27 protein-coding genes and 1 riboswitch are annotated in these 25,848 nt (G+C 70.2%); of the genes, 14 read left to right on the top strand and 13 right to left on the bottom strand.

The features are described 5' to 3' along the window. Positions 1-105: 105 nt before the first annotated feature. Both nagA and ACZ4WS_RS38045 read right to left on the bottom strand, forming a co-directional pair. Complete coding sequence (nagA, locus tag ACZ4WS_RS38050; RefSeq protein WP_467987562.1) at positions 106-1,251, bottom strand: N-acetylglucosamine-6-phosphate deacetylase; 1,146 nt, start codon at positions 1,249-1,251, stop codon at positions 106-108. Continuing rightward, positions 1,251-2,201, bottom strand: coding sequence for an ROK family protein (locus tag ACZ4WS_RS38045; RefSeq protein ID WP_467987561.1), 951 nt, complete (start codon positions 2,199-2,201; stop codon positions 1,251-1,253). The genes nagA and ACZ4WS_RS38045 overlap by 1 nt, the downstream gene beginning before the upstream one ends. A gap of 140 nt (positions 2,202-2,341) precedes the next feature. Here ACZ4WS_RS38045 and ACZ4WS_RS38040 point away from each other — a divergent pair, with 140 nt between their 5' ends. The 3 genes from ACZ4WS_RS38040 (at position 2,342) to otsB (ending at position 4,947) form a co-directional block, all read left to right on the top strand. Then, entirely contained in the window at positions 2,342-3,622 is a 1,281-nt protein-coding gene (locus ACZ4WS_RS38040) for an extracellular solute-binding protein (protein WP_467987560.1), read from the top strand. A gap of 30 nt (positions 3,623-3,652) precedes the next feature. Continuing rightward, entirely contained in the window at positions 3,653-3,886 is a 234-nt protein-coding gene (locus ACZ4WS_RS38035) for a DUF3263 domain-containing protein (protein WP_467987559.1), read from the top strand. A gap of 206 nt (positions 3,887-4,092) precedes the next feature. After that, on the top strand, positions 4,093-4,947 hold the full coding sequence (otsB, locus tag ACZ4WS_RS38030) for a trehalose-phosphatase (RefSeq protein WP_467987557.1): 855 nt from the start codon (positions 4,093-4,095) through the stop codon (positions 4,945-4,947). A 315-nt stretch (positions 4,948-5,262) separates the two neighbouring features. Here otsB and ACZ4WS_RS38025 read toward each other — a convergent pair whose 3' ends face one another. Beyond that, positions 5,263-6,651 carry an alpha,alpha-trehalose-phosphate synthase (UDP-forming) gene (locus ACZ4WS_RS38025; RefSeq protein ID WP_467987556.1) on the bottom strand — a complete coding sequence of 463 codons (1,389 nt, stop codon included), beginning with the start codon at positions 6,649-6,651 and terminating at the stop codon, positions 5,263-5,265. A gap of 87 nt (positions 6,652-6,738) precedes the next feature. Beyond that, complete coding sequence (locus ACZ4WS_RS38020; protein WP_467987555.1) at positions 6,739-7,683, bottom strand: glucosyl-3-phosphoglycerate synthase; 945 nt, start codon at positions 7,681-7,683, stop codon at positions 6,739-6,741. Positions 7,684-7,860: 177 nt separating this feature from the next. Next, positions 7,861-8,012, top strand: a riboswitch (SAM riboswitch). A 17-nt stretch (positions 8,013-8,029) separates the two neighbouring features. Between ACZ4WS_RS38020 and thrC the strand changes: the two genes are divergently transcribed. The 5 genes from thrC (at position 8,030) to ACZ4WS_RS37995 (ending at position 13,644) form a co-directional block, all read left to right on the top strand. Next, positions 8,030-9,352 carry a threonine synthase gene (thrC, locus tag ACZ4WS_RS38015; RefSeq protein WP_467987553.1) on the top strand — a complete coding sequence of 441 codons (1,323 nt, stop codon included), beginning with the start codon at positions 8,030-8,032 and terminating at the stop codon, positions 9,350-9,352. Continuing rightward, positions 9,349-9,624 carry a MoaD/ThiS family protein gene (locus ACZ4WS_RS38010; protein WP_467987552.1) on the top strand — a complete coding sequence of 92 codons (276 nt, stop codon included), beginning with the start codon at positions 9,349-9,351 and terminating at the stop codon, positions 9,622-9,624. The genes thrC and ACZ4WS_RS38010 overlap by 4 nt, the downstream gene beginning before the upstream one ends. A gap of 459 nt (positions 9,625-10,083) precedes the next feature. Beyond that, entirely contained in the window at positions 10,084-10,287 is a 204-nt protein-coding gene (locus ACZ4WS_RS38005; protein WP_005315736.1) for a cold-shock protein, read from the top strand. 353 nt (positions 10,288-10,640) lie between these two features. Next, positions 10,641-12,263 (top strand): chaperonin GroEL, encoded by a 1,623-nt coding sequence (gene groL, locus ACZ4WS_RS38000; RefSeq protein ID WP_467987551.1) that lies wholly within the window; start codon positions 10,641-10,643, stop codon positions 12,261-12,263. Between the two features lie 256 nt (positions 12,264-12,519). Further along, positions 12,520-13,644, top strand: coding sequence for an NADH:flavin oxidoreductase (locus ACZ4WS_RS37995; RefSeq protein ID WP_467987549.1), 1,125 nt, complete (start codon positions 12,520-12,522; stop codon positions 13,642-13,644). A gap of 221 nt (positions 13,645-13,865) precedes the next feature. Here ACZ4WS_RS37995 and ACZ4WS_RS37990 read toward each other — a convergent pair whose 3' ends face one another. From ACZ4WS_RS37990 to ACZ4WS_RS37980, 3 genes are read right to left on the bottom strand one after another with little or no spacing between them, the layout of a single operon-like run. Beyond that, complete coding sequence (locus ACZ4WS_RS37990; RefSeq protein WP_467987548.1) at positions 13,866-14,333, bottom strand: hypothetical protein; 468 nt, start codon at positions 14,331-14,333, stop codon at positions 13,866-13,868. Further along, positions 14,330-14,554, bottom strand: a complete 225-nt coding sequence (locus ACZ4WS_RS37985) for a DUF397 domain-containing protein (protein ID WP_467987546.1) — start codon at positions 14,552-14,554, stop codon at positions 14,330-14,332. Before ACZ4WS_RS37985 ends, ACZ4WS_RS37990 begins: the two co-directional genes overlap by 4 nt. Then, a complete protein-coding gene (locus ACZ4WS_RS37980) occupies positions 14,535-15,377 on the bottom strand; it encodes a helix-turn-helix domain-containing protein (RefSeq protein ID WP_467987545.1) in 843 nt (280 codons plus the stop codon). Before ACZ4WS_RS37980 ends, ACZ4WS_RS37985 begins: the two co-directional genes overlap by 20 nt. 120 nt (positions 15,378-15,497) lie before the next feature. Between ACZ4WS_RS37980 and ACZ4WS_RS37975 the strand changes: the two genes are divergently transcribed. Together ACZ4WS_RS37975 and ACZ4WS_RS37970 are read left to right on the top strand one after the other, a co-directional pair. Then, positions 15,498-15,719, top strand: a complete 222-nt coding sequence (locus ACZ4WS_RS37975; protein WP_467987544.1) for a hypothetical protein — start codon at positions 15,498-15,500, stop codon at positions 15,717-15,719. Then, positions 15,716-15,916 (top strand): hypothetical protein, encoded by a 201-nt coding sequence (locus ACZ4WS_RS37970; protein WP_467987589.1) that lies wholly within the window; start codon positions 15,716-15,718, stop codon positions 15,914-15,916. The genes ACZ4WS_RS37975 and ACZ4WS_RS37970 overlap by 4 nt, the downstream gene beginning before the upstream one ends. Positions 15,917-16,088: 172 nt before the next feature. On the opposite strand, the gene ACZ4WS_RS37965 is transcribed toward ACZ4WS_RS37970, so the two are convergent. Further along, positions 16,089-16,676, bottom strand: coding sequence for a hypothetical protein (locus tag ACZ4WS_RS37965; RefSeq protein WP_467987542.1), 588 nt, complete (start codon positions 16,674-16,676; stop codon positions 16,089-16,091). A gap of 426 nt (positions 16,677-17,102) precedes the next feature. Between ACZ4WS_RS37965 and ACZ4WS_RS37960 the strand changes: the two genes are divergently transcribed. After that, the gene (locus tag ACZ4WS_RS37960; RefSeq protein ID WP_467987585.1) at positions 17,103-18,596 is read left to right on the top strand and encodes a subtype B tannase; all 1,494 of its coding nucleotides are present in this window, start codon (positions 17,103-17,105) and stop codon (positions 18,594-18,596) included. Here ACZ4WS_RS37960 and ACZ4WS_RS37955 read toward each other — a convergent pair. Genes ACZ4WS_RS37955 through ACZ4WS_RS37945 form a run of 3 tightly spaced genes read right to left on the bottom strand, consistent with a single transcriptional unit; the run spans position 18,586 to position 22,083 of the window. Next, positions 18,586-20,151, bottom strand: a complete 1,566-nt coding sequence (locus ACZ4WS_RS37955; RefSeq protein WP_467987541.1) for a PTS transporter subunit EIIC — start codon at positions 20,149-20,151, stop codon at positions 18,586-18,588. The genes ACZ4WS_RS37960 and ACZ4WS_RS37955 overlap by 11 nt on opposite strands. 16 nt (positions 20,152-20,167) lie before the next feature. Then, complete coding sequence (gene murQ, locus ACZ4WS_RS37950; protein WP_467987540.1) at positions 20,168-21,103, bottom strand: N-acetylmuramic acid 6-phosphate etherase; 936 nt, start codon at positions 21,101-21,103, stop codon at positions 20,168-20,170. Positions 21,104-21,162: 59 nt separating this feature from the next. Next, complete coding sequence (locus ACZ4WS_RS37945; protein WP_467987538.1) at positions 21,163-22,083, bottom strand: MurR/RpiR family transcriptional regulator; 921 nt, start codon at positions 22,081-22,083, stop codon at positions 21,163-21,165. A gap of 56 nt (positions 22,084-22,139) precedes the next feature. Here ACZ4WS_RS37945 and ACZ4WS_RS37940 point away from each other — a divergent pair, with 56 nt between their 5' ends. After that, positions 22,140-22,535 carry a hypothetical protein gene (locus ACZ4WS_RS37940; RefSeq protein WP_467987537.1) on the top strand — a complete coding sequence of 132 codons (396 nt, stop codon included), beginning with the start codon at positions 22,140-22,142 and terminating at the stop codon, positions 22,533-22,535. Continuing rightward, complete coding sequence (locus ACZ4WS_RS37935) at positions 22,532-22,798, top strand: DUF4031 domain-containing protein (RefSeq protein WP_467987536.1); 267 nt, start codon at positions 22,532-22,534, stop codon at positions 22,796-22,798. Before ACZ4WS_RS37940 ends, ACZ4WS_RS37935 begins: the two co-directional genes overlap by 4 nt. 30 nt (positions 22,799-22,828) lie before the next feature. Here ACZ4WS_RS37935 and ACZ4WS_RS37930 read toward each other — a convergent pair whose 3' ends face one another. Together ACZ4WS_RS37930 and ACZ4WS_RS37925 are read right to left on the bottom strand one after the other, a co-directional pair. Further along, entirely contained in the window at positions 22,829-23,932 is a 1,104-nt protein-coding gene (locus ACZ4WS_RS37930) for a GNAT family N-acetyltransferase (protein ID WP_467987535.1), read from the bottom strand. Positions 23,933-24,181: 249 nt separating this feature from the next. Continuing rightward, positions 24,182-24,823: an HD domain-containing protein gene (locus tag ACZ4WS_RS37925; protein ID WP_467987533.1), complete on the bottom strand. Its 642-nt coding sequence runs from the start codon at positions 24,821-24,823 to the stop codon at positions 24,182-24,184. A gap of 247 nt (positions 24,824-25,070) precedes the next feature. Here ACZ4WS_RS37925 and ACZ4WS_RS37920 point away from each other — a divergent pair, with 247 nt between their 5' ends. After that, a complete protein-coding gene (locus ACZ4WS_RS37920) occupies positions 25,071-25,766 on the top strand; it encodes a copper homeostasis protein CutC (protein ID WP_467987532.1) in 696 nt (231 codons plus the stop codon). The last annotated feature ends 82 nt before the right edge of the window (positions 25,767-25,848 follow it).

Genomic DNA, 25,848 nt, shown 5'->3' with positions numbered 1-25,848 from the left:
CTCGGAACGCGCTTGCCGGTTGTTCCGGAGGCTAGATCATGCCAAACACAACGGCGGTCGGCCCAGTCCCGCGGGCCAACCGCCGTACGGCAACAATGGGGTGAATCAGCCCAGTTGGGGATCCACCACCCAGGCGCCCTTGCGCATCACGCCCTTGAGCTCGAAGTCGGCGTCCAGGACCACCAGATCGGCGTCCTTGCCCGGCTCCAGCGAGCCCACCTTGTCGTACACGCCCAGCAGGCGCGCCGGGTTGGCGGAGATGGCCGCCACGACGTCCTCGACCGGCAGCCGGTCGATCGTCACGGCCCGCTTGAAGGCGCGGTCGAGGGTGAGCGTGGAGCCCGCGATCGAGCCGCCCTCCACCAGGCGGGCGACGCCCTCGCTGACCTCGACCTCCAGCGGGCCGAGCATGTAGCGGCCGTCGCCGAAGCCCGCCGCGTCCATCGCGTCCGTGATGAACGCGACCCGGTGCGCGCCCGCGTGATGGAACGCCAGTTGCAGCGAGGCCGGGTGCAGGTGCACGCCGTCGTCGATCAGCTCGACCGTGATCCGCTCGTCCTCGAGGAGCGCCGCGATCGGGCCCGGTGTGCGGTGGCCGAGCGCGGGCATCGCGTTGAACAAGTGCGTGGCCACCGTCGCGCCCGCGTCGATGGCCTTCTGCGTCTGCTCGTACGTCGCGTCCGTGTGTCCGATCGCCGCGATCACCCCGTGCTCGGCCAGCAGGCGTACGGAGGCGATGCCGCCCGGCAGTTCGGTGGCGAGGGTGACCATCCTGGCCCGGCCGCGCGCCGCGTCGATCAGCTTGCGGACCTCGGCCGGTTCCGGGTCGCGCAGCAGCTCCTCGGAGTGCGCGCCCTTGCGGCACGGCGAGATGAACGGGCCCTCGAAGTGGATGCCCGCGATGTCGCCCTGCTCGGCCAGCTCGGAGAGCAGCCCGGCGCGCTGGGCGAGGCCGTGCATGTCGCCGGTGACGGTGGAGGCGACGACCGTCGTGGTGCCGTGCAGGCGGTGGGTGTGGACGCCCTTGAGTACGTCGTCGACCGTGCCCGAGGTGAAGGAGGCGCCGCCGCCGCCGTGGTTGTGGATGTCGACGAAGCCGGGGACGAGCCAGTGGCCCTTCAGATCCACGGTCTGGGCGTCCTCGGCGGCGCTCCCGGCGATCCGCGTGCCGTCCACGATCACGCGGCCGCCGTCCACGATCCCGGTGGGCAGGACCACCCGGGCGCCGGCGAGAACCTTGCTAGGGGCCATCAGGTGGTTACCTCCGAGCGGTCGGTGATGTCGGTTTCGAGTAGATCCCAGGCCAGCAGGCCCGCGCCCAGGCATCCGGCCGTGTCCCCGAGGGCCGCGGGAACGATGGCGGGCAGCTTCTGGAAGGTGACGCGCCGCTCGACGGCGGCCCGCAGCGGTGTGAACAAGGTTTCCCCGGCCTCCGCCAGACCGCCACCGATGATCAGGGTGCGCGGGTCCAGCAGAGTGAGCGCGGTGACGAGCCCGTCGGCGAGCGCGTCGACGGCCTCCTGCCAGACGGCGATCGCCCGCGCGTCCCCCGACTCCACGGCCTTCGCGCAGTCCGCCGCGTCCGCGTCCGGGTCCCCGGAGGCAGCCGCCCAGGCCTGGCTGACGGCCGCCGCCGACGCGAACCGCTCCAGACAGCCGCGCTGACCGCACGGACACAGGGTCCCGCCGGGCCGTACGACGATGTGGCCGATCTCGCCCGCGAAGCCGTGTGCGCCCTCCTCGACACCGCCGTTGATGCCGATCGCGCCCGCGATGCCGGTGCCGAGCGGTACGAACAGGAACCGGTCGGTCCCCTGGCCCGCGCCGATCCGGCCCTCCGCGAGTCCGCCCGTGCGCACGTCGTGCCCGAGCGCCACCGGCGTGCCGCCGAGGCGGTCGCCGAGCAGGCGGCGTATCGGTACGTCACGCCAGCCGAGATTGGCCGAGTACACCGCGATGCCGCGGGCGGCGTCGACGATGCCGGGGACGGCGACTCCGGCGGCCACGGCGGGCTCGCCGAGGTGCTCCTCGCCGTACGCGCGCAGCTCGGCGGCGAAGCCGAGGATCGTCTCGACGACGGCGTCGGGTCCGCGGTCCCGGCCCGTGGCACGGCGGGCCTGATGGAGCAGCTCGCCGGCCGCCCCGACCAGGGCGGCCTTCATCCCGGTGCCGCCCACATCGAGGGCGATGACATGTCTCACGGGGGACAGTGTCGCCCCTTACCCCAGGAGAGGTCTAGTCCACTCGCGTGGTGTAGACCTTGTATCCGCATGCCGAGACGGCTGCAACGGACGCACAAGCAAATACGGCCAGAGGTTGGCCAGGGGTGGGAGAACGGGCAGTGCAGCGGCGTAGGACAGGACTGATCGCGGTGGTCTCCGCCTTGGGCATGACGGCGACCCTTGCGGGCTGCGGCAGCTCGGGCGGTTCCTCGGACGTCACCCTCAGACTGGTCGCCGCCGACTACGGCGACTCCGCGGCCAACAGCTCCCAGAAGTACTGGGACAAGCTGGTCAAGGAGTACGAGGCCGACCACCCTCAGGTGAAGGTCGAGGTCAGCGTCTACTCCTGGACCGACGTCGACCGCAAGGTCAAGGAGATGGTCGCGGCGGGCAAGGCCCCCGACATGGCGCAGATCGGCGCGTACGCCGACTACGCCGCGAAGGGCCAGCTCTACAAGGCCGAGGAACTGCTCTCCATACCCGTCCAGGCCGGCTTCGTCCCGCAGCTCACCGACGCGGGGGAGATGAACCGGGTGCAGTACGGCATGCCGTTCGCCGCCTCCACCCGGCTGCTCTTCTACAACAAGACGCTGTTCTCGCAGGCCGGGATCACCCCGCCGCAGACCTGGAGCGAGCTCGCGGCCGACGCCGAGGTGCTCAAGTCCGAGGGCGTGAAGTTCCCGTACGCGCTGCCGCTGGGGCCCGAGGAGGCGCAGGCGGAGACGATGCAGTGGCTGCTGAGCGGCGGAAGCGCCGGCAGCGGCTTCACCGACGACGTCGGTACGTACTCCCTCGACTCCGCGGAGAACGTCAGGACGCTCACCTGGCTCAAGGACGAGATGGTCGGCAAGGGGCTCACCGGACCCGTCGCGCCCGCGAAGCTGAACCGCGCTGACGCGTTCGCCGCGTTCACCCGGGGTGAGGTCGGGATGCTCAGCGGGCACCCCACGCTGATGAAGACGGCCGCCGCGAAGGGCGTGAAGTTCGGCATGGTGCCGATGCCCGGGGCCGACGGGTCGGCCAAGGCCACGATGGGGGTCGCCGACTGGATGATGGCCTTCAAGAAGAACGGCCACCGTGAGCAGGTCGGGGACTTCCTCGACTTCGTCTACAGCGAGAAGAACGTGCTCGCCTTCTCCCACGAGTACGACCTGCTGCCGGTCACGACGGCCGCGTCCCAGGCCATGGCCGCCGACAAGGACGACAAGGACCTCGCTCCGTTCCTGGAGCAGCTCCCCGTCTCCGAGCTCTATCCCGTCGGGAAGACCTCCTGGGCCGACGTCAGCGCCGCCGTCAAGAAGCAGATCGGCAAGGCCGTGAGCCCGAACGGCAGCCCGGCCGCGGTGCTCGGCTCCCTCCAGGTCGCGGCGACCGCGGCGGACAGCACCGCCCAGGACTGACTGTCGGTGGGTGGGGCTACGGTGCTGTCCATGGCGATGGAAGAGCTCGGTCCGCGGGAGCGGGGGATTCTCGCGCTGGAGCGGCGTGGCTTCGCCGGGCCCGGGGCCAAGGAGCGGGCGATACGGGAGCAGCTGGGCCTGGCTCCCGTGCGCTACTACCAGCTGCTGAACGCCCTCCTCGACGATCCGCGGGCCCTCGCCCACGATCCCGTGACGGTCAACCGGCTCCGCCGGGTCCGGGAGGCGCGGAGGGGGGAGCGGTGACGGTGGGACCCCCGTGTCGCGCTGACGCGCTCGTCCTCAAACGCCGGACGGGCTAAAGATTTTCAGCCCCTCCGGCGTTTGAGGAGCGGGGTCTGGGGCGGAGCCCCAGAAGGATGGGACGGGCAGGGGCGGCGGGGGCGAAAAACATCCCACCCACCCACCCACCGGCACCCGCCCCCGGGCCCGCGCGCGGATAGGGTCGGCGTATGGGCAGCCACCCGGAATCCACGGACTCCTTGCCGACGCCCGCGACCCCCGCCGGGCGCGACGGCCTCGACGCCATCCTCGCGCGGCCCGCCCGGGCCGTGATCGCGCTCGACTTCGACGGAACACTCGCCCCGATCGTCCCCGACCCCGACCAGGCCCGCGCCCACCCGGACGCGGTCCCCGCACTCGCGGCCCTCGCCCCGAAGGTGGCCTCGGTCGCCGTCGTCACCGGCCGCCCGGCCGGCGTAGCGGTCCGCTACGGCGGCTTCGCGGGCGTGCCGGGCCTGCAGCACCTGGTCGTCCTCGGCCACTACGGCGCCGAACGCTGGGACGCGGTGAGCGGCACGGTCAGCGCCCCCGCCCCCCACCCCGGCGTCGCCGCCGTCCGCGCCGAGCTGCCCGGATTCCTCGACAGGATCGGCGCCTGGCAGGGCACCTGGATCGAGGAGAAGGGTCGCGCCGTCGCCGTCCACACCCGCCGCGCCGCGGACCCGCAGGCCGCCTTCGAGGCCCTGCGCGAACCCCTCACCGACCTGGCCACCCGGCACGGCCTGATCGTCGAACCGGGCCGCATGGTCCTCGAACTCCGTCCCCCCGGCATGGACAAGGGCGTTGCCCTCCTGGAGTACGTCCGCGAGATCGGCGCCGAGTCCGTCCTCTACGCCGGCGACGACCTGGGCGACCTGCCCGCCTTCGCCGCCGTCGACAAGCTCCGCTCCGACGGCATCCCGGGGCTCCTGGTGTGCAGCGGCAGCTCCGAGGTCGCCGAACTCGCCGACCGGGCCGACCTGGTGGTGGACGGCCCGCCCGGCGTCGTACGACTGCTCTCCGTCCTGGCGGCTCAACTCGACTGATCGGCGCCGATATTGGACGGGTCCGGGATCCGGTTCCCGAAGTGGTCCCTGCCGCGCGCGGTGATCGATCCGGCACCGCGGGCGGGTGAGCCGGCACGCAGACGTACGTCCGCCGGAGCGCCCGGCGCCTCGGACACGAACCGCGGATCGGCGTGCCGACGGAGGTCTTCGCGAGGGCCGCACCGGTGGGCAAGAGAGCCACCACTGTCAGCGCCGTGAGGAGGCGCGTACGCCAGAGAGACATGCGCGGAAGGCAGCCGGCGGGGGATCACGGGGCCCATGGACCAACGGGGAGCGCTGTTGGACTCCTCGTGCTCAGCGCTCCAGCTCGCGCAGCTGGTCCAGGAACCACTGGGCGGGCGGCAGCGCAGTCGCGGCGGCAGCCAACCGCTTCGTCCGCTCGGCCCGCTCCCCGAGCGGCATCGACAGCGCCTCGTACAACGCCCGCGCCGTGCCGACCACGTCGTAAGGGTTCACGGAAATCGCGTCCTCGCCCAGCTCCTCGTACGCCCCCGCCTCCCGCGACAGCACCAGCACGCACCCCTCGTCGGAGACGACCGGCACCTCCTTGGCGACGAGGTTCATGCCGTCCCGGATGGGGTTGACGAGGGCCACGTCGGCCAGCCGGTACGCGGCGAGGGAGCGTGCGAAGTCGTCCTTGACATGCAGCACGACCGGGGTCCAACCCGGCGTCCCGTACTGGGAGTTGATCTCGTCGGCGAGGCGCTGCACCTCGGCCGTGTAGTCCCGGTACACGGCGAGGTCCTGCCGGGACGGGTACGCGAAGGCGACGTGTACGACCCCCTCGCGCCACTCGGGGTGCTCGTCGAGCAGGTGCCGGTACGCCAGCAGCCCGCGCACGATGTTCTTCGACAGCTCGGTCCGGTCGACCCGCACGATCGTCTTCCGTCCCGCGCCGATCTGCTCCCGCAGCGCCACGATCCGCTCGGCGACGTCCGCCTCGTGCGAACGCCGGCGCAGGAAGTCGGCGTCCGCGCCGAGGCCGTGCACGCCGACCCGGGTGTCACCGAGGCCGCCGACGAGCTCGTCGGCGCACGCGGTGAACGCGGCCGCCCAGCGGTGGGTGAGGAAGCCGAGCCGGTCGGCGCCCAGCATGCCGCGCAGCACCTGCTCGGCGATGTCGTCGGGCAGCATCCGGAAGTAGTCCACCGGCGCCCACGGCGTGTGCGAGAAGTGCCCGATCCGGAGGTCGGGGCGCAGCTCGCGCAGCATCTCGGGGACGAGGGTCAGGTGGTAGTCCTGTACGGCCACCACGGCACCGTCGGCGGCCTCCTCGGCCAGCGCCCGCGCGAACGCGCGGTTGTACGTCTCGTACGACGCCCACTGCCGCCGGAACTCCGCGTCGAAGACCGGCTCCAGCGGCGTCTGGTACAGCATGTGGTGGACGAACCACAGCACCGAGTTCGCGATGCCGTTGTACGCGTCCGCATGCACGTCGGCGTTGATGTCCAGCATCCGTACGCCGTCCTCGCCGACCCCGCGCCGCACCGCCTCGCGGTCCCCGTCGCCGAGCGCCGAGCACACCCACAGGGCGCCCGCGTCCGGCCCGATCGCCGAGAGGCCCGAGACCAGCCCGCCGCCGCCCCGCTTGGCGTGCAGCGAGCTGTCCTCACGGACGTCGTAGGTGACCGGGCCGCGGTTGGAGGCGACCAGGATCCGATGGGCACCTTGGGTTGAAGCCATGCCTCGAAACCTAGCCCGGCGTCGAAACGCTCAAACGTTCCCGTGGGCCGTATACGACCGCCGGAGTCGGTTACTCCACGTCCTCTCCTAGGCCACTTTGCGTGACTGGTATTCGGCGATGTCCGCCATCGGAGGCCGTTCCTCCGTGTCCACGGAGTAGGTGCGCGGCTCGAATCCCTCCTCGCCCCGCTCGAACTGGGTGAGAGCCGGACGGATGAGGTGGCCGCGGGCCAGCCGGAGCTGCGCGGTGCGGTAGATCGCGGCGGACATACGGCCCAGTGCCTGCCCGTCCTGGTGGCGGTGCTTGCGCACTCCCACGTCGACCTGGGCGAGCGCGTCCAGGCCCACGAGGTGCAGGGCGTCGACGAGCATGCCCAGCTCCACGCCGTATCCGACGGGGAACGGGAGCTGCTCCAGGAGGGAGCGGCGGGCCGCGTACTCGCCGCCCAGCGGCTGGACGAAGCCCGCGAGCTGCGGCCAGTGCATGTTCAGCAGGGGGCGCGCCATGAGTTCGGTGACACGGCCGCCCTGGCCCGCGGCCGAGCCGAGCGGACGGTCGTACATGGCCTTGACGAGGTCGACGCCGGGGTCGGTGAGCAGCGGTCCCACGATCCCGGAGACGAAGTCGGAGGAGAACTCCTTCAGGTCCGCGTCGATGAAACAGATGATGTCCCCGCTGGTCACGAGCAGTGACCGCCACAGGACCTCGCCCTTGCCGGGCACGGCCGGTATGCGCGGGAGGATCTCGTCCCGGTGGACGACTCGCGCGCCCGCGGCGGCGGCGACCTCCGAGGTGCGGTCCGTCGAGCCCGAGTCGATGACGACGATCTCGTCGACGAGCGGCACCTGTTGCATCAGGTCGTGGCGGATGACGGCGACGATCTCGCCGACCGTCTCCTCCTCGTTGAGAGCGGGCAGCACGACACTGACGGTCGAGCCCGTGGTGCGCTTGGCGGCCATGAGTTTGTGGAGCGGGCGATCGGTCAGGGACCAGGAGCGTGTGCTCAGCCAGCGCTCAACTTCTTTCAGCACAGTCTGCGGCTCCTCACTGTCTGATCACCCCGTCTCGCACGGTGTGATCCATCTCGCGGTTCGGACGACTATCTCAACTGTCCTGGCCTTCGGTTACAGTCTTGAACAACGCGGATGACCATCGCATGTCCTGGATCATCGGCGCACACCGTGCTCCACAGTTCAACAATCGAATACCGCTCATCCAGAGGGGCAGAGGGATACGGCCCGATGAAGCCCCGGCAACCCTCCAGCCGGTCTCGTACGACTGCGTCGTCGTCGCGAGGCTCCCGGCTCGGGAAGGTGCCAAATCCGTCTCACGGCGAAGTGCGTCGTGAGGAAGATGAGGAGAAAGGGCCTCGCCTCCATGGCTGCGCAGACAGTTGCAAGCACCACGAACGCTGGGATCTCCGCCGACTCGGCGAACGCCGCGAACTCCGTAGACCTCGGCCCCGCCGCGGCTCTTTCGTGCCGCGAGTGCGGTCACCGCGTGCCCCTCGGCCCGGTCTTCGCCTGCGAGGAGTGTTTCGGCCCGCTGGAGATCGCGTACGACTTCTCGGCCTACGACACCGAGGAACTCCGCAAGCGTATCGAAGCGGGCCCCGCGAACATCTGGCGTTACGCGCCCCTGCTGCCCGTCCCCGCGGACGTCGCCGAGAAGCCGAACATCAACCCCGGCTGGACCAAGCTCGTCAAGGCCGACAACCTCGCGCGCGAGCTGGGTGTCGACGCCGGCAAGCTCTTCGTGAAGGACGACTCCGGCAACCCGACGCACTCCTTCAAGGACCGCGTCGTCGCCCAGGCCATCGAGGCCGCCCGCGCCTTCAACTTCACCACCCTCTCCTGCTCCTCCACCGGAAACCTCGCCGGAGCCGTCGGTGCCGCCGCCGCCCGCGCCGGTTTCCGCTCCTGCGTGTTCATCCCGCACGACCTGGAGCAGGGCAAGGTCGTCATGGCCGCGATCTACGGCGGCGAGCTCGTCGGCATCGAGGGCAACTACGACGACGTGAACCGTTTCTGCTCCGAGCTGATCGGCGACCCGGCCGGTGAGGGCTGGGGCTTCGTCAACGTCAACCTGCGGCCGTACTACGCGGAGGGCTCGAAGACCCTCGCGTACGAGATCTGCGAGCAGCTCGGCTGGCAGCTCCCCGACCAGCTGGTCATCCCGATCGCCTCCGGCTCCCAGCTCACCAAGGTCGACAAGGGTCTCCAGGAGCTGATCAAGCTCGGGCTCGTCGAGGACAAGCCGTACAAGATCTTCGGGGCGCAGGCCGAGGGCTGCTCGCCGGTGTCCGTCGCCTACAAGGCCGGGCACGACGTCGTACGGCCGCAGAAGCCGAACACCATCGCCAAGTCGCTCGCCATCGGCAACCCGGCCGACGGGCCGTACGTGCTGGACATCGCGCGGCGTACCGGCGGTGCGGTGGAGGATGTGAACGACGAGCAGGTCGTCGACGCGATCAAGCTGCTCGCGCGGACGGAGGGCATCTTCGCCGAGACGGCGGGTGGCGTGACGGTCGGTGTGACCAAGAAGCTGATCGAGAACGGTCTCCTAGACCCGACCCTGACGACGGTCGTCCTCAACACCGGTGACGGCCTCAAGACCCTCGACGCGGTGGCCGGCACCGGCCTGACCGCGACCATCCGCCCGAACCTGGACTCCTTCCGAGAGGCTGGCCTCGCATCATGAGCGTCAACGTCCGCATCCCCACCATCCTGCGCACCTACACCGGCGGCAAGGCCGAGGTGACGGCCGAGGGCGCGACCCTCGCCGAGGTCATCACCGACCTGGAGAAGAACCACACGGGCATCGCCGCGCGCGTCCTGGACGACCAGGGCAAGCTGCGCCGCTTCGTCAACGTGTACGTGAACGACGACGATGTCCGCTTCGAGCAGGGCCTGGAGACGGCGACGCCGGACGGCGCGGGCGTCTCGATCATCCCCGCCGTCGCCGGAGGCTGACCGTCACGCACGGTGAGATTGTTACCGTAGGTAACGTAAATCACCGGGAGTTCATCGAATTGCCCCCTCCGCGAGAGAAACGGAGGGGGCAATTCTGCATGGTTGAGCACGGTACAGTTGGGGAACCTGCTTCGCTGTTTATGCCAGTTCCATGCCGGGTGCATATGAGCCTCTGCTCGACGCCCGACAAGAAGCAGCCAAAGTGCCCCGCTTTTTTGAGCCGTTTATGGCATATACGGGGCCCGACTTGCCCTGGATCCTTGCGAATTCTCCGCATATTACCGATCGGCCGTGCCCAGAATTCTCGTCCGATTGACCTGTTGCAGACGGCAGTTGGACAGATACATTCAGCCGCGGTCGACGCGTTCCGGCGCACACCCCCAACCGTTGGGGGGTGAGGTCTGACCCGGATCCACGAAGTGTGGATCTGTGCAAGGGCCAGTAATAGGGGAGTTAGGCATGGCTCAGGGCACCGTCAAGTGGTTCAACGCGGAGAAGGGGTACGGCTTCATCGCGGTCGACGGTGGTGCGGACGTCTTCGTGCACTACAGCGCGATTCAGATGGACGGCTACCGCACCCTTGAAGAGGGTCAGCGAGTGGAGTTCGAGATCTCGCAGGGCCAGAAGGGTCCGCAGGCGGACATGGTCAAGCTCGCCGTCTGATCTCGGCGCGATCGGCCACCGACGCACTCACGCCGAGGGGCCCGCATCCCATCTGGGATGCGGGCCCCTCGTGCGTTCCGGGAGTCCGCCCTCGTTCGTGAGAGGCGCTTGCGCCCGCCCGTCACCCGACCACCACCCCGCAACGAGCCCGCTTCGCGGGCGCACCTTGCACTCGACGGGGTCGAGTGCTAATCATTGGCGTTAGCACTCTCCCAGTGAGAGTGACAGAACTTGGATCGGGCCAGTGAGGTCCGCAGGCCGGTGGGGCAAGGAACCACAAGGGCTGCAGGCCGTCCGTCGCGGGCGCGGGCGCGATCCGGAGCAATCCACCCCGTCCGGGAGGACCACTTCACATGGCCAAGATCATCGCGTTCGACGAGGAGGCACGGCGCGGTCTCGAGCGCGGGATGAACCAGCTCGCCGACGCCGTCAAGGTCACCCTTGGCCCCAAGGGCCGCAACGTCGTCCTCGAGAAGAAGTGGGGCGCCCCCACGATCACCAACGATGGTGTTTCCATCGCCAAGGAGATCGAGCTCGAGGACCCGTACGAGAAGATCGGCGCCGAGCTGGTCAAGGAAGTCGCCAAGAAGACGGACGACGTCGCCGGTGACGGTACGACCACGGCGACCGTTCTCGCCCAGGCGCTGGTCCGCGAGGGCCTTCGCAACGTGGCCGCGGGTGCCAACCCGATGGCCCTCAAGCGCGGTATCGAGAAGGCCGTCGAGGCCGTCTCCGGTGCCCTCCTTGAGCAGGCGAAGGATGTCGAGACCAAGGAGCAGATCGCTTCGACGGCCTCCATCTCCGCCGCCGACACCCAGATCGGCGAGCTCATCGCCGAGGCCATGGACAAGGTCGGCAAGGAAGGCGTCATCACCGTCGAGGAGTCCCAGACCTTCGGTCTGGAGCTGGAGCTCACCGAGGGTATGCGCTTCGACAAGGGCTACATCTCGGCGTACTTCGCCACCGACATGGAGCGTATGGAGGCCGTCCTCGACGACCCGTACATCCTGATCGCCAACTCCAAGATCGCCAACGTCAAGGACCTGCTCCCGCTCCTCGAGAAGGTCATGCAGTCGGGCAAGCCGCTGCTGATCATCGCCGAGGACGTCGAGGGCGAGGCCCTGTCGACCCTGGTGGTCAACAAGATCCGTGGCACCTTCAAGTCCGTCGCCGTCAAGGCCCCGGGCTTCGGTGACCGCCGCAAGGCCATGCTCGGCGACATCGCCATCCTCACGGGCGGCGAGGTCATCTCCGAGGAGGTCGGCCTCAAGCTGGAGAACGCCGGGATCGACCTGCTCGGTCGCGCCCGCAAGGTCGTCATCACCAAGGACGAGACCACGATCGTCGACGGCTCGGGCTCGGCGGACCAGGTTGCCGGTCGCGTCAACCAGATCCGTGCCGAGATCGAGAACTCCGACTCGGACTACGACCGCGAGAAGCTCCAGGAGCGCCTGGCGAAGCTGGCCGGCGGCGTGGCCGTCATCAAGGCCGGTGCCGCCACCGAGGTCGAGCTCAAGGAGCGCAAGCACCGCATCGAGGACGCCGTTCGCAACGCGAAGGCGGCCGTCGAGGAGGGCATCGTCGCCGGTGGTGGCGTGGCCCTCATCCAGGCCTCCGCGGTCTTCGAGAAGCTGGAGCTCGAGGGTGACGAGGCGACCGGCGCCAACGCCGTGCGTCTCGCCCTGGAGGCCCCGCTCAAGCAGATCGCCGTCAACGGTGGTCTCGAGGGTGGCGTCGTCGTCGAGAAGGTCCGCAACCTGCCCATCGGTCACGGCCTGAACGCCGCCACCGGTGAGTACGTGGACATGATCGCCGAGGGCATCATCGACCCGGCGAAGGTCACGCGCTCTGCCCTGCAGAACGCCGCGTCCATCGCCGCGCTGTTCCTCACCACCGAGGCCGTCATCGCCGACAAGCCGGAGAAGGCCGGGGCTGCTGCTCCGGGCGGCATGCCGGGCGGTGACATGGACTTCTGATCGACCTCTGGTTGATCACTGTCCTGACGTTCCGAGGGCGGTACCCCTTCTCTCAAGGGGTGCCGCCCTCGGGCGTTTTCGGGGATCTTCCCGGTGTGGGTGGCCGGGATCACAGGGGCCTCCGGTCATGCGGCGGAATGCGGTGAGGGACGGGTCGGTTGACGCTCACGGACGGTTGATGCACATGCACATACCGCCTGGAATCCCCCGTCTGTATCTGCTCGATGTCTGACCGACCTCTCCGAGGAGCCCCCACGTGACGCTTGACGCCTCCGCCTCCCGCGCGGCCGAGATCCTCTCCCGCCCCGTATCCCTGGGCGGCCTGACCGTCCCGAACCGGATCGTCATGGCGCCGATGACCCGGCAGTTCTCCCCGGGCGGCGTCCCCGGCGAGGACGTGGTCGGCTACTACGCCCGCCGCGCCGCCGCGGGCGTCGGCCTGATCGTCACCGAGGGCACGTATGTGGGCCACGACTCGGCCGGGCAGAGCGACCGCATCCCGCGTTTCCACGGCGAGGAGCAGCTCGCGGGCTGGGCGAAGGTCGCCGAGGCCGTGCACGCGGCGGGCGGGAAGATCGTGCCGCAGCTGTGGCACATCGGCATGGTGCGCGAGGCGGGCCAGCCGCCGTTCGCCGAGGCCCCCGCGGTCGGCCCCTCCGGCCTGCGCATCGGCGCCACCGAGGCCACCGGCAAGGCCATGACCCAGGCCGACCTGGACGACGTCATCGCGGCGTTCGCCGAGGCCGCGGCCGCCGCCGAGCGCATCGGCTTCGACGGTGTCGAACTGCACGGCGCCCACGGCTACCTGCTCGACCAGTTCCTGTGGTCCGGCACCAACCGCCGCACGGACGCGTACGGCGGTGACCTGGTGGCCCGTACGAAGTTCGCGACGGAGATCGTCGCCGCGGTGCGCGCCGCGGTCTCCCCGGACTTCCCGATCCTCTTCCGCTACTCGCAGTGGAAGCAGGAGGCGTACGACGCCCGGCTCGCCGAGACGCCGGAGGAGCTGGAGGCGATCCTGGCCCCGCTCGCCGCGGCCGGAGTGGACGCCTTCCACGCCTCCACGCGCCGCTACTGGCTGCCGGAGTTCGAGGGCTCCGACCTCAATCTGGCGGGCTGGACGAAGAAGCTCACCGGCAAGCCCACCATCACCGTCGGCTCGGTCGGCCTGGACGGCGACTTCATCAAGGGCTTCATGGGCGAAGGCGCCCCGGTGGCGGGCCTCGACAACCTCCTGGACCGCCTGGAGCGCGACGAGTTCGACCTCGTCGCCGTCGGCCGCGCCCTGCTCCAGGACCCGGAGTGGGCCGCCAAGGTCCTCGACGGCCGCTTCGGTGAGCTGGGGGCGTACGACCCGAAGGCGCTGAGCACGCTCAGCTGAGCCGAGCGGACTTTCGTTTCGCCCGAGGGCGGCACTCCTTCCGGCTTCCGGCTTCCGGAAGGAGTGTCGCCCTCGGGCGTTGGATCGCCAACTTCCTGGATCACGGCCCGAGTTGATGCGGGCGGTGAGCCGGTCCTCGGCCTGGGCATCGACTCGCGCGAACTCCGTGATCTTAAGATGGACTTGCTCGTCGGCTGACCCGCGTCGTCAACCTCAGGCCATCAGCAGCTGCCGTCGGTGACGTCGATGGAGAGCTTCGCGTTCGCCTTCGTCTCGTCGAACTGCATCGCGATGACGTGCATGCAGAACTTCGCGTCCGTTCCGTCACCGGTGATCGTGTAGTCGTACGGGCCTGTGGAGACGCCGACTCCGTACGACGGTCCCTTTCCGGTCTGTTCCACGGCGCCCTTGATGGCCTCGCCATAGCCCAGATACGCGTCGGTGTACTGCGGTTCCTTCTCCAGGTCCCGCGCCGCTTGATGCACCGCCGAGCGCAGCTCGCCCTCACTCCAGCTGGAGTTCGGGTGTGGCGAGCTTGCCCGGAGGTAGTACATGCCGCCCGCCGCGAAGAGCAGTGAGCCGATGATCAGGGCGAGGCCCAGGGGGTTGTTCGGGTTGTAGACGTACCGGTTCGTGCCCCACTTGCTTCTGACGAAGACCGGTTCGTCGTCACGGGGGCCGCCGCTCAATGCGCCGCCTGGGCTGTGTCCTTGACGTCCGCGATGAACACGGACCAAGCCTCTGCCCGGAACGTGAGCTTCGGGCCGAGGGGGTTTTTGGAGTCGCGGACCGGGACGAGAGAGGGATAGCCGTCGGCCACTTCGAGGCAGTTGCCGCCCTCGCCGCCGCTGTAGCTGGACTTGTACCAGGTGGCAGTGCTCAGGTCGTACTCACGGGTGCTGTTCTCCATGCTCGTAATCCTGCGCCACTGACTCGATCAGGGCCAGGGAATCCTGAGGCGAAAGTGCAGCCGCCTGGAGGAGGTTGAACGTCAGGGTGTGGCGGGCGACGGTGGCCGGGTCGTCGAGCAGCTTGCCCATGTCCGGGCCCTCGACGAAGGAGAGCGGAGGCGCGTCCTCGAACTCCATGAGTTTCAGGGGACCCGTCATCGACGCGTGAGCCCCGGAGCCGAACGGCAGCACTTGCATGATGATCCGGTGGTTGCGGGCCAAGCTCGTTACGTGAAGGAGGGCCTCCGCCATCACCGAGCCGCCGCCGACTGTCCGCCGGAGTGTGGCCTCGTCCAGAACCACCCACAACAGCAGGGTTGTTGGATCGTTGATGAGGTGCGCGCGTTCGAGTCGGGCGGCCATCAGCGCGTCGATCTCGGTGTCGGGCGCCGTTGGCTTGTATGCGCGGAACACTGCCTCCGCGTACCCCCTCGTTTGTAACAGGCCGGGAATCAGTAGCGTTGCGTACTCCCTGATCGCCGTAGCGATTGCCTCCGCCTCCGCCGCCTCTGCGAAGTGGTCCGGGTACTTGGACTTGGCCAGAGCGGTGCAGTTGCGCTCGAAGAAGCCGTTCGTGCCCAGGATCTCGTCAATCTGGACGGCGTATTCGAGATGCATGCGCCGCGTCCCGGCCTCCAGCTGGCCGATGAACGAGCCGCTGACGAAGAGGGGCTCGCCCAGATCGGCCTGGCTGAGGCCCGCGTTCTCGCGAGCGTGCCGCAACTCCGCACCGATCATGGCGCGTGGCGACGAGGACGGCTCGAGATCCTTTGGCCCAGGCATGGCAACTCCCTGTCACGCAGGTGGGGTTGTTGGACGCCGTCTCTGGCCAGGTTAGAGGGCAGATCGCCACGCTGTGTGTGGAACAGGAACACTCAGCGTGGAGGGATCAGAGCGATGGAGATGACGTCGAGTAAGCGGGTGCGGCCCACCGAGGAGATCGTCGAGGAGTTGCGCGCGGCGCTTGTCGGGGTCGGTGTCGTGCTGCCCTCGTTGCGGGTCGACCCGGTGACCGGCGCGAGCGACGAGCCGTTCGCTCTGGTCGCGCTCGGACGCTGCAATGTCGGCACGGCGCAGAAGCTGACCGCCGTGCTGCGCGGGGTCGCCGCCGGGGGTGACTCGTGAACGGGGAGTACGTGGTCGACGTACGGGACGGGCGCCTCGGCCAGGTCATGGGGCGCGAGGGCGGATACGTACAGCTGCGGCCCGTGGGTGGCGGGCGGGAGTGGGACTGTCCCCCGGAGGCGGTGGGTCCGGCGCCGCCGGGGGAGGTGCTGCGGGCCCGGGTGCGAAGCATCAACCGGGAGGGGCGGCTGCCGTGAGCCGCTGCCCTGCGGCTCGGGATTGGCGGATTTGTGCCACCCCGCACGGCGGAAACCGGCGTTTCCAGGGCCTGACGGTGGCACGAATCTGCCAATCCCGGCGGTAGGCCGTGCCCATGCGGCGCCGTGCCCATGCGGCCGGGGGGGGGAGGGCCCAGGAGAGCGGGCCCGACTACAGGTTCCCCATCGGCTCGATGTCGATTTTGACCGGAGTGCCCCAGATGCGCAGCACCTCGTAGTCGGTGAACTCGTGGACCAGGCGGTAGGCCATGCCGGGGCGGGGGGTTCTGCGCTCGGCGGCGAGGTAGCGCTCGGCTTCGTGGCGGTCTCGGCGCGGGGTGCCGCAGAGCTGCCACGCCTGTCCGTTCCAGACTTCCGGGAGCCAGCGCTGCTGGGGTTGGGGGCGGTCCCCGCGGACGCCGTAGCGGGACTTCGTGCGCTCGGGGGATTCGTCAGGGCCGGTGGGGCGGCCGTGCGGGAACGCGCCGTTCACCTCGGAGCGGCGGGCGGCGCGGCGGCGGGTCTCGCAGAGCAGGCAGAGGTCGGCGGCGGCCTCGTCGACCGGCCCGTTCGGATGCTCGGCGCAGCGGGTCGTCGGGGCCGCCGTGGTCACCGTCTCGTCGAGCAGGTCCAGGGCCCGCTTCAGGTCCGCCTTGACCTCGTGCAGCTTGGCGTCCGGGGTGTCGGCGGACAGGGCGTCGCCGTGCTCGCCGAGCAGCCGCAGGGCGCGTCCCAGGGCGGTCAGCTGTGCGTGGTTCACGGTGTGCGGCTCCGTCTCTGGCTGCTGTCTTCCGTCCGGCGTTGTCATCCGTACGGCGTCGGTAATGCAACCGTCGCACACGCCACTGACAACCGGGGCGCTGCACCGGACCTGAGAAGTGGCGGAGACCTGGATTCGCCGTCGTCCGACGACTGCCGACGCCGCGGGCGCGAGAATGCGCCAAAAGTGCTGACAATTTTGTGGACGATTGCTGGGGTTTGCAGGCGGGTCAGTCAGGACCCGGGTGGTCGGGCCCGGTGGGGTCGGTGGCCGGTTCGCGGCGCTGTCACTGAAAGCGCACAGGAGGCCTTAAGAAACGGCTGTTGCACTTGAGGTGTGGCCGCGCCCAGCTGTGCACGGGCAAACGGTCATTGTCCGAACGAGCCGCGAAGACAGGAGACCGAAGTGAAGCGTAGGACAGTGGTCATGGGGCTCACCGCGGCCGCCGCGGTGCCGGCGGTTGGGTTCGCCTCCGGCGCGCAGGCCGCAGACGCAACCGCGGCCAAGTCCTCGAAGGCCACGGATTCTTCCCTGGTCTTCGACCCGGACACCTACACCGAGTTGACCATCAGCGTCACGGACACCGACGGCGTCGCCCACGAGGTGACGTACCACTTCTACAAGGTCGGCACCTACGTGGCCAAGCCGGTCGACGCGACCTACCAGTCCCTGAACGTCAGTGTTCCCGTGACGATCGACGGCACGGCCGTCGACGCCACCGACGCCCCCATCCTCCTCGCCAACCAGGTGGGCGGTTACATGCCGTCGTCCGTGGCGAGCGCCACTGGCGTCGGCGGCGCCATGGGCCCCGGTGGCACGCTCAGCCGCCAGCAGCTGGCGCTCGCCGCCGGGTACGTCGTCGTCGAGCCGGGCGCCCGCGGCCGTTCCCTGGTCGACTCCAGCGGTACGTACTACGGCACCGCGCCCGCCGCGATCGTCGACCTCAAGGCCGCCGTCCGGTACGTGAAGTTCAACAAGGGCCGCATCCCGGGCAACGTGAACCGGATCGTATCCTCCGGCGTCAGCGCCGGTGGCGCCCTCTCCTCCCTGCTCGGCGCGTCCGGCGACAGCCCGATCTACGACTCCTACCTGGAGGAGCTGGGCGCGGCCGACGCGAGCGACGCGATCTTCGCGACCGGCGCCTGGTGCCCGATCACCGACCTGGAGCACGCCGACATGGCGTACGAGTGGAACTGGGGCGCCAACGCGCTGAGCAGCGGCTCGCTGGTCGACCAGACCGTCTCCAAGGAACTGAGCACCGCGTACGGCGACTACCTGGCCTCCCTCAAGCTGACGGCGAAGGGCTTCGGCACCCTCACCACGCGCAACCTCGACGCGTACCTGGTGAAGACCCACCTGGAGCCGTCCGCCACCAAGTACCTTGCCGCGTTGTCGGATGCGGACCGTACGACCTACCTGGCCGCGAACACGTTCATCACCTGGGACGGCAGCAACGCGACCTTCTCCTGGGCCGACTTCCTCACCCACGTGGGCGCGCGGAAGAAGGACGCCACGGCGTTCGACGCGTTCGACCTGTCCGCGGGCGAGAACAACGAGTTCGGTACGGGGACGACAAAGGCCCGCCACTTCACCCTCTACAGCCTGCGCCACGAGAGCGGCAGCAGCGCGCGCCTCGACAGCGACATCCCCGAGAAGCTCCACCTGATGAACCCGATGTACCACCTCGTCGACAAAGTCAACGGAAGCCGCTCGAAGCACTGGTGGATCCGCCTCGGCACGAAGGACAGCGACACCGCGCTCACGGTCGCGAGCAACCTCGGCGCCCGCCTGAAGAACCTGGGCGACGACGTCAACACCTCGTACTACTGGGACGCCGGTCACGGCGCGGACCAGGACCCGGGCGACTTCATCGAGTGGATCGCCACGGTGTCGGGCTACAAGAGCAAGGTCAAGAAGTAGGCCGATCATCTCCTGCCGGGCCCACCCACGCCGTGGGCCCGGCAGCTGTTTTGGACGGGTCGGCCGCTGTGCCCGTATGCCTTCGGCCGCCCAAGCCGAAGGCGTACGTCGTGAGGAAGCCGACCACATAGCCCGTCACCAGCCCACCCGCATAGATCGCCGCCGTCAGGGCCAGGCCCTGGTTGCCCGAGAGCAGGGGGAACAGGGCCCAGCCCGACGGTCCGATCGCCGTCGCGCCCACCTTGTCACCCAGCATCGCGAAGAACCCGACGAAGGCCCCGCCCGCCGCCCCGCCCGCACAAGCGGTCAGGAAGGGGCGGCCCAACGGGAGTGAAACGCCGTAGATCAGCGGCTCGCCCACCCCCAACAACCCTGCCGGAAGCGCCGACCTGATCGTCGTACGCAGGGACTGGTCGTGGCGCAGGCGGACGTACACCGCGAGTGCCGCGCCGACCTGGCCCGCGCCCGCCATCGCCAGGATGGGCAGGAGAACCGTGTAGCCCTGCTGCTCGATGAGGGTGGTGTGGATGGGGATCAGGGCCTGGTGCAGGCCCAGCATGACGAGGGGCAGGAAGAGGCCGCCCAGGACCAGGCCCGCGAAGGCGCCCGTGTGGTCCAGGAGCCAGTTCGCCGCCGTGCCGATCGCCGTGGCGAGCTCGCCCGCCGCGTACATGAGCGCGTACAGCGTCACCAGGCCGGTGAGCAGGACCGTGAGGGTGGGGGTGACCAGGACGTCCAGCGTCTCCGGGACCCAGTGGCGGCACCATTTCTCGACGTACGTGCCGAGGGCCGCGGCGGCCAGTGCACCCAGGACGCCGCCCTGGCCCGGGGCGAGCGTCATCCCGAACACCGTCACCTTCGCGACCCCCGCGTACACGATGACCGCCGCCACCGCGCCGCCGAGGACCGGCGTGCCGCCGAACTCCTTCGCCGTGTTGTAGCCCACGAAGACGGCGATCAGCGCCATGAAGCCGGAGGCGATGGCGGCGAGGGCGGGGGTGAGGGAGGGCAGCAAGCCCAGGTTGACCAGCAGGCCGTTGAGGCCCGCGATGACTCCGCAGCCGATCAGGGCGGGGATCAGGGGGACGAAGATGTTCGCGATCCGGCGGAGGAGGGACTTGAGGGGGGTGGTGTTGCGCTGCTGCTGGGCGGCCTTCAAATGGGCGCCGCGCAAGGCCAGGTGATCGGCGGTGCTTGCCCCCAGCCGATCGTCGGCGGTGCCCGCCCCCAGCCGACCGCCGGTGGTGGTCGCCGGCAGCTGATCGTCGGTGGTGGTCGCCGGCAGCTGATCGTCGGTTGTGGTCGCCAGCAGCGCCTCGAACTCCGGGGTCACCCGGGAGACCGTGCCCGGACCCAGGACGATCTGGTACGTGTCGTCGTCCGCGACCACCCCGAGGACGGCGGGAAGCGCTCGTAGGGCCTCCTCCTGAACCAGGCTCCGGTCCCGCAGGCCCAGCCGGAGGCGGGTCATGCAGTGGGCCACGGAGGTGACGTTGGCGGGGCCGCCCACGAGGGGGAGGAGCGCCGCGGCGATGGACTCGTTCGGTGTGCGCACCCCCCGAGGGTGCTGGTCAGCGGGGCGCGGTCGCCAGCGCGGCGCGCAGGTGGCCCTCGCTCTCCTCCAGAAGGCGGGCCGCCGTGGGCCCGTCCACGCCGCCCAGGATCGTCAGGATCGCGTTCTTCACCTCGCCGTCCGTGGCGGCGAGCGCCTGCTCGATCTCCTCGTCCGAGGCGCCGGTCGCGAGCGCCACGATGCGGCGGGAGCGGGCCCGCAGCTTCTCGTTCGAGGCGCGTACGTCGACCATCAGGTTCCCGTACGTCTTGCCCAGGCGGATCATCGTGATCGTCGAGAGCATGTTGAGGACGAGTTTCTGGGCGGTGCCCGCCTTCAGACGGGTGGAGCCGGTGAGCAGCTCCGGGCCGACGACGACCTCGATGCCGTGCTCGGCGGCAGCCGCCAGCGCGCTGTCCGCGTTGCAGGACAGGCCGATCGTCAACGCGCCCCGCGTCCGGGCGTGTTCGACGGCGCCGACGGCGTACGGGGTGCGGCCGGAGGCGGAGACGCCGACCACCGTGTCGTCGGCCGTCAGGGAGAGCGCCTCCAGGTCGGCCGCCGCCAGCTCCTTGGAGTCCTCGGCGCCCTCGATCGAGGTGATCATCGCGGTCGGGCCGCCCGCGATCAGGCCGACGACCTGGGACGGGTCGGTGTTGAACGTGGGCGGGCACTCGGAGGCGTCCAGGACACCGAGGCGGCCCGCGGTGCCCGCGCCCGCGTAGATCAGGCGTCCGCCGCGGGACATCCGGTCCGCGATGTCGTCGATCGCGGCGGCGATGAGCGGGAGCCGCTCGGCGACGGCCGTCGGCACGGTGGCGTCCTCGCCGTTCATGAGCGTCGCGATCTCCAGTGTGGGCAACTGGTCGATCTCGGACAGTTCGGGGCGGAACGCCTCGGTTGTCAGCGTCTCCAACTCTGCTCGAAGATCGCCATAGTTGGACATGGGGGTCATGAGAGGAGCGGCTCTTTCATGTGAGGTGTCGTACCGCGCCCCGAGAGGGGCGCGACGTGCTATCGGCCGCCGCGCGGCGTATGCCGGTGCGCCAGCGCCTCGTACGACGCGGACAGCGCGGGCGCCGCGGTCTCGTACGTCCGCTGGGCGACCCCCACGAACAGACAGTCCACGACCAGCAGCTGGCTCGTGCGCGAGGACATCGCCGCCGGGCGCAGCTCGCTCTCGCGGGCCGTCGAGGTGGTGAGGATGTGGTCGGCGTACTGCGTGACGCGCCCGTCCGGGCGGCCGGTGATCGCGACCGTCGTCGCCCCGTGCTCGAAGGCGACCCGGAGCGGTTCGATGACGTCGCCGGTCGAGCCGGAGTGGGTGATCGCTATCGCCACGTCCTTGGCGCGCAGCTGCACCGCGTTGGTGACGGCGAGGTGCGGGTCGCTGTGCGGGTGGGCTATCAGCCCTATGCGCAGCAGCTTCTGGGCCAGGTCCTGGGCGACCAGGCCGGACGCGCCGACGCCGTAGATGTCGATACGGCGGGCCGCGGCCAGCGCGGTGACGGCCGCGCCGAGCTGGACCGTGTCCAGCGCGGCCGCCGTGTCGGCGAGGGTCTGCTGCTCGTCGTACGCGAGCTTCGCGACGACGTCCGCGATGGGGTCGTCGACCGCGATGTCGGCGGTGACGGCGGGTGCGCGGCCGGACTGCTGCTGGGCGGCGAGCCCCGCGAGCGCCAGGCGCAGATCCCGATAACCGGGGTAGCCGAGGAGACGGGCGGTCCGGACGACCGTCGCCTCGCTGGTGCCGGTGAGCTCGGCGAGGCCGGTGACCGTGAGGGCCGCGCAGCCGGCCGGGTCCCCGGCGACGGCCTCGGCGACCCGTTGCATGGAGCGGGTCATCGACGGGGCGAGCGTCCGCACCTTGGCCGCGAGGGCGGCCGGGGCGGGCGGCGCCTCCCCGGCGAAAATTTCCTTCACGTCATGGGTCACATACTGAAAGATATTTTCCGTTGAGGCGTGCGGTCAAGGGTGCGCACAATAGGGACATGGACCCCACCGGCAACCCCGTCAGCCCCTTGGAGCAGGCGTTGCACGCGGCTCGCGCGCTCGTCCTCGCCGATCTCGTCGCGGCCGAGGCGGCCGAGGCCGACGTCGTCTCGCTCGTCGAGGAGTCGGTGGTGCAGCGCCGCTGGTGGGTCGAGCAGTGGCCGGACGGCGTCGACTATGTCGCCGGGCTCGTCGCCCAGGACGTACAGGACGCCCTTCTCGAGCGGCACGGACGGTGGCCGCTGTGCCCCGTCTGCGGCTCCGGCGACCCGCACGCCCTCGACGTCGAGCCCGAGTTGGGCCCCGACCCGCACTGGGTGTGCCACAAGGTGGGGGTGAAGGTGGCGTCGGTGGGGTCGCTGGGGGCGGCGACCGGCGAAAGCCCGTCCTCGTGACGCTCTACATCGATCCGCCCACCTGGCCGGGGCACGGGCGCGTGTGGTCCCACTTGATCAGCGATGTCTCGTACGACGAACTGCATCTGTTCGCGGCGGAGTTGGGCGTCCCCCGGCGCGCCTTCGAGCGCGACCACTACGACCTCCCCTCGCACCGCTACCCGGACGCCGTGCGTGCCGGCGCGGTGGAGGTCAGCAGCCGCGAGGTGGTGCGGCTGCTGCACGGGGCGGGGCTGCGGCGGCGGAAGGGTCTGAGCCGGTGACGGCCTGGGCGAGAGGGGCGGAGCCCCGGGTCAGCCTTGGCGGGCGTACAACTGCAACGCCCGGTCCATCCCCTTCAGCTCGTACGCGTACCGCTCCACGTCCTCGCTCACCCGAGTGAACCCGGCGCGCGAAATGACGCCCTGGGAAGGGAAGTTGGACCGGTCGATGGCCGCGAAGAGGAGCTTGACGTCGTCGCGGGCCAGGGCCCAGGCGGAGAGGGCACGCAGGGCCTCGGTGGCGTAGCCGTGGCCGCGGGCGTTCTCCGCGAGGTCGTAGCCGACCTCGGCGCGGTCCTCCTCGTCGGGGGCGCCGTGGAAGCCCATGGCGCCGACCGCGCGGCCGTCCTCGCCGCGTACGAGCACGAACATGCCCCACTCCGGGCGGTGCGTCCCGTCCTCGTACGCCTTCATCACCATCCCGGCGGCGTCCCGCGTGCCCTCGAACGGGCCGCCCTCGATCCACTCGAAGCCCCCCGTGCCGCCCGCGCGCAGATCGGCGGCGGCCGCGGGCGTGACGCCTTGCAGGGTGAGCCGGTCGGCGGGAATCACCAGGTTGTTGTTCCAGCGCCACTCGGTGAGCGGGGCCCGGCCCGGCAGTTCTCCGCGCCCCGTCGCCCACAGCAGGGTCCGCCAGTGGTCCGGGCCGGGCCGGACGTGCGGGAAGATCCGCGTGAGGACTCCCTGGCAGAGCGCGGCCGGGGGCTCGTAAGCCACGCCCAGCCCCTGCGCGATGTCGTGCGTGTGCAGCAGTACCTCGGCGATCCCCATCGCGGCGAACCCCTCACGGTTCGCGCTGCGGAAGGGATACGGGTGGAAGGCGCGCGCCTCGCGGGGTGCCGTGCGGACGGCGGCGGCGAGCAGGGCGCCGGTCGCCTCGATCACGTCGACGACCCCCGCGTTGTCCGTGCCGTCCTCCATCACGATCTCGAAGGGGACGTACGCCTCGGTGGGCCGCCCCGCCAACTGGCCCGCGTAGGCGATGAGATCGGAGGCGATGTGCTCCGCCGCCTGACGGCAACTCCACTCCAGGCGGCCCGCCTTGACGCCGTCCCAGTCCCGCCCGGCCACCGTCCGCAACAGCGTCACGCATTCCGTGACTGCTTCCGACACCTGGTCCCCACCCATGTCTCGCATGCGGCGAGGATAATTCGGATCACGCTTCCATACGTACCGGATTATTCGCCGCGCCCGCCTTGCCCACGACGCATGAACTCGGATGTCCCGAGCGAGAAGACGGCCACGCCGAGGACGTAGACGGCAAGGGGCATGCGGGGACGTTCGGCGGGGGCGGGCATGTCAAGCATCAACGGGGGCCGCCCGGGGCCATTCCCCTGGGCTCGCCTCAGGGGCCGCCGTCCCACCGGTGCCGCGCGTGGTGAGTGGTCAGTCGGTGAGCAGCTCCAGTTCGCCGCCGATGTTGTACCGCGCGGTCCTCTCCCACTCCGCGGCGCCGTGCGGTGTGTGGAACAGGCGGGGCAGGTCGAGGAGTTGGCGCAGGATCGCGGCGCGGCCCTCGCGGAACGCGTCGTTCGGGACGAAGGCGTACTCCTGGCGTACGGCGGCGGTGTAGGCGGCGTACGTGTCCGGTGCCGAGGCCAGGATCGCCAGGTCGGCGTCGCACAGGACCTGGCCGTTGCGGTCGCTGCCGGCCGGGTCGTGGGTGACGGTGAGGCGGACCAGGCGGGCGACCTCCGCGGTCCTCTCCTCGGACACCCCGGCCTCGGGAAGCGCGCGTTCGGCGAGGCCGGCCGACCGCTCCTCGTTCTCGGAGCGGTCGGGGAGGTACACGGCGTCGTGGAACCAGGCGGCCAGACGCACCAGGTCAGGGTCGTCCGCGTACTTCTCCAGTACGTCGATGTGGTCGAGGACCGCCGTGAGGTGCGCCACGGTGTGGTAGCGGCGCTGCGGCTCCTGCCAGCGGGCGAGGAGGTTGTCCGCGTACGGGGCGGGGTCGGGGCCACCGGGGGAGCGGGCGGCTTCCAGTGCGTGCATCCAGCGGGTGCGCAGCGCGTCGAGGTCGGGCATGGCGGCATTCTCCCGCGCCGGGGCCGCGGCCCGAAGGGGACTTCGCGCTGCGGCTGGAGACAGCCCCTCCGGCGTTTGAGGAGCGGGGTCTGGGGCGGAGCCCCAGGTACGGGACGGGCAGGGGCGGAGGGGGCGAAAAACCCACCCCACCCCCACACCGACTCCCCGCGATCTTCTCGCGACACCGCCACCACGGGCGTACGCTGGAATTGGACTAGACCTGTAGCCGCCCAAGGGAAGAGGTCCGATGAGTGAGCGTAAGCGTGCCGTCCTGGAGGTGATCGCCCTCGGCGTGGAGGACGCGGTCGCCGCCCAGGCCGGAGGTGCGGACCGGCTGGAGCTGGTCACCGACATGGCCGCCGACGGGCTCACCCCGCCGGTGGAGACCTTCGCCGGGATCCGCGCCGCCGTCGACATCTCGCTGCGCGTGATGCTGCGACTGGCGGACGGCTTCGCGGCGGGCGACGTCGACGCCCTCGTACGCGCTGCAGGCGAGATGCGGACCGCGGGGGCGGACGAGTTCGTGCTCGGGTTCCTCGACGAGCACGGCGGCCCCGACCTGGCCGCCGTGGAGCGGATCGTCGCCGAGCTGGACGGCTGCCGCTGGACCTTCCACCGCGCGATCGACCGCGCCGCCGACCGCGACTCCCTGCGCAAGCAGCTCGCGGACCTGCCGGGTCTCGACGCCTACCTGACGGCCGGGTCGGCCACCGGGGTCGACGACGGAGTCCCGACGCTGATCGAGGAGGCCGCGCGCCGTGGTGAGCCCGGCTATCAGCCGCGGATCATGGTCGGCGGCGGGCTGCGCCTCGACCACGTCCCGCGCCTGCGCGCCGCGGGCATCGACGCCTTCCACATCGGCGGCGCCGCCCGGCCGGGCGGCTGGAGCGGGCCCGTGTCGGTGGAGGTGATACGGGAGTGGCGGGCGGCCCTGGACGCTTGACTTGCTCCTCGGGCTGAAGCCCGATGCACTGCGAATGAATCCCGGTAGCGGACGTCGACGCGCCTGACTCCAGGTCACGGAT

It is taken from the genome of Streptomyces sp. NPDC029292 (assembly GCF_055569295.1).
Note: the sequence above shows the minus strand (reverse complement) of the source record. Positions and strands in the feature narration are given on the sequence as shown.

What these genes read in the sequence shown, in the direction of transcription:
- ACZ4WS_RS38025 (WP_467987556.1), bottom strand. Translation starts at nt 6,651, where the DNA reads ATGGCTTCAACCCAAGGTGCCCATCGGATCCTGGTCGCCTCCAACCGC.
- ACZ4WS_RS37940 (WP_467987537.1), top strand. Translation starts at nt 22,140, where the DNA reads ATGGACCCCACCGGCAACCCCGTCAGCCCCTTGGAGCAGGCGTTGCAC.
- ACZ4WS_RS38005 (WP_005315736.1), top strand. Translation starts at nt 10,084, where the DNA reads ATGGCTCAGGGCACCGTCAAGTGGTTCAACGCGGAGAAGGGGTACGGC.
- ACZ4WS_RS37960 (WP_467987585.1), top strand. Translation starts at nt 17,103, where the DNA reads ATGGGGCTCACCGCGGCCGCCGCGGTGCCGGCGGTTGGGTTCGCCTCC.
- ACZ4WS_RS38035 (WP_467987559.1), top strand. Translation starts at nt 3,653, where the DNA reads ATGGCGATGGAAGAGCTCGGTCCGCGGGAGCGGGGGATTCTCGCGCTG.
- otsB (WP_467987557.1), top strand. Translation starts at nt 4,093, where the DNA reads ATGGGCAGCCACCCGGAATCCACGGACTCCTTGCCGACGCCCGCGACC.
- ACZ4WS_RS37920 (WP_467987532.1), top strand. Translation starts at nt 25,071, where the DNA reads ATGAGTGAGCGTAAGCGTGCCGTCCTGGAGGTGATCGCCCTCGGCGTG.
- ACZ4WS_RS37980 (WP_467987545.1), bottom strand. Translation starts at nt 15,377, where the DNA reads ATGCCTGGGCCAAAGGATCTCGAGCCGTCCTCGTCGCCACGCGCCATG.
- ACZ4WS_RS37925 (WP_467987533.1), bottom strand. Translation starts at nt 24,823, where the DNA reads ATGCCCGACCTCGACGCGCTGCGCACCCGCTGGATGCACGCACTGGAA.
- ACZ4WS_RS38010 (WP_467987552.1), top strand. Translation starts at nt 9,349, where the DNA reads ATGAGCGTCAACGTCCGCATCCCCACCATCCTGCGCACCTACACCGGC.
- murQ (WP_467987540.1), bottom strand. Translation starts at nt 21,103, where the DNA reads ATGACCCCCATGTCCAACTATGGCGATCTTCGAGCAGAGTTGGAGACG.
- groL (WP_467987551.1), top strand. Translation starts at nt 10,641, where the DNA reads ATGGCCAAGATCATCGCGTTCGACGAGGAGGCACGGCGCGGTCTCGAG.
- thrC (WP_467987553.1), top strand. Translation starts at nt 8,030, where the DNA reads ATGGCTGCGCAGACAGTTGCAAGCACCACGAACGCTGGGATCTCCGCC.
- ACZ4WS_RS37930 (WP_467987535.1), bottom strand. Translation starts at nt 23,932, where the DNA reads ATGCGAGACATGGGTGGGGACCAGGTGTCGGAAGCAGTCACGGAATGC.
- nagA (WP_467987562.1), bottom strand. Translation starts at nt 1,251, where the DNA reads ATGGCCCCTAGCAAGGTTCTCGCCGGCGCCCGGGTGGTCCTGCCCACC.
- ACZ4WS_RS37975 (WP_467987544.1), top strand. Translation starts at nt 15,498, where the DNA reads ATGACGTCGAGTAAGCGGGTGCGGCCCACCGAGGAGATCGTCGAGGAG.
- ACZ4WS_RS37985 (WP_467987546.1), bottom strand. Translation starts at nt 14,554, where the DNA reads ATGGAGAACAGCACCCGTGAGTACGACCTGAGCACTGCCACCTGGTAC.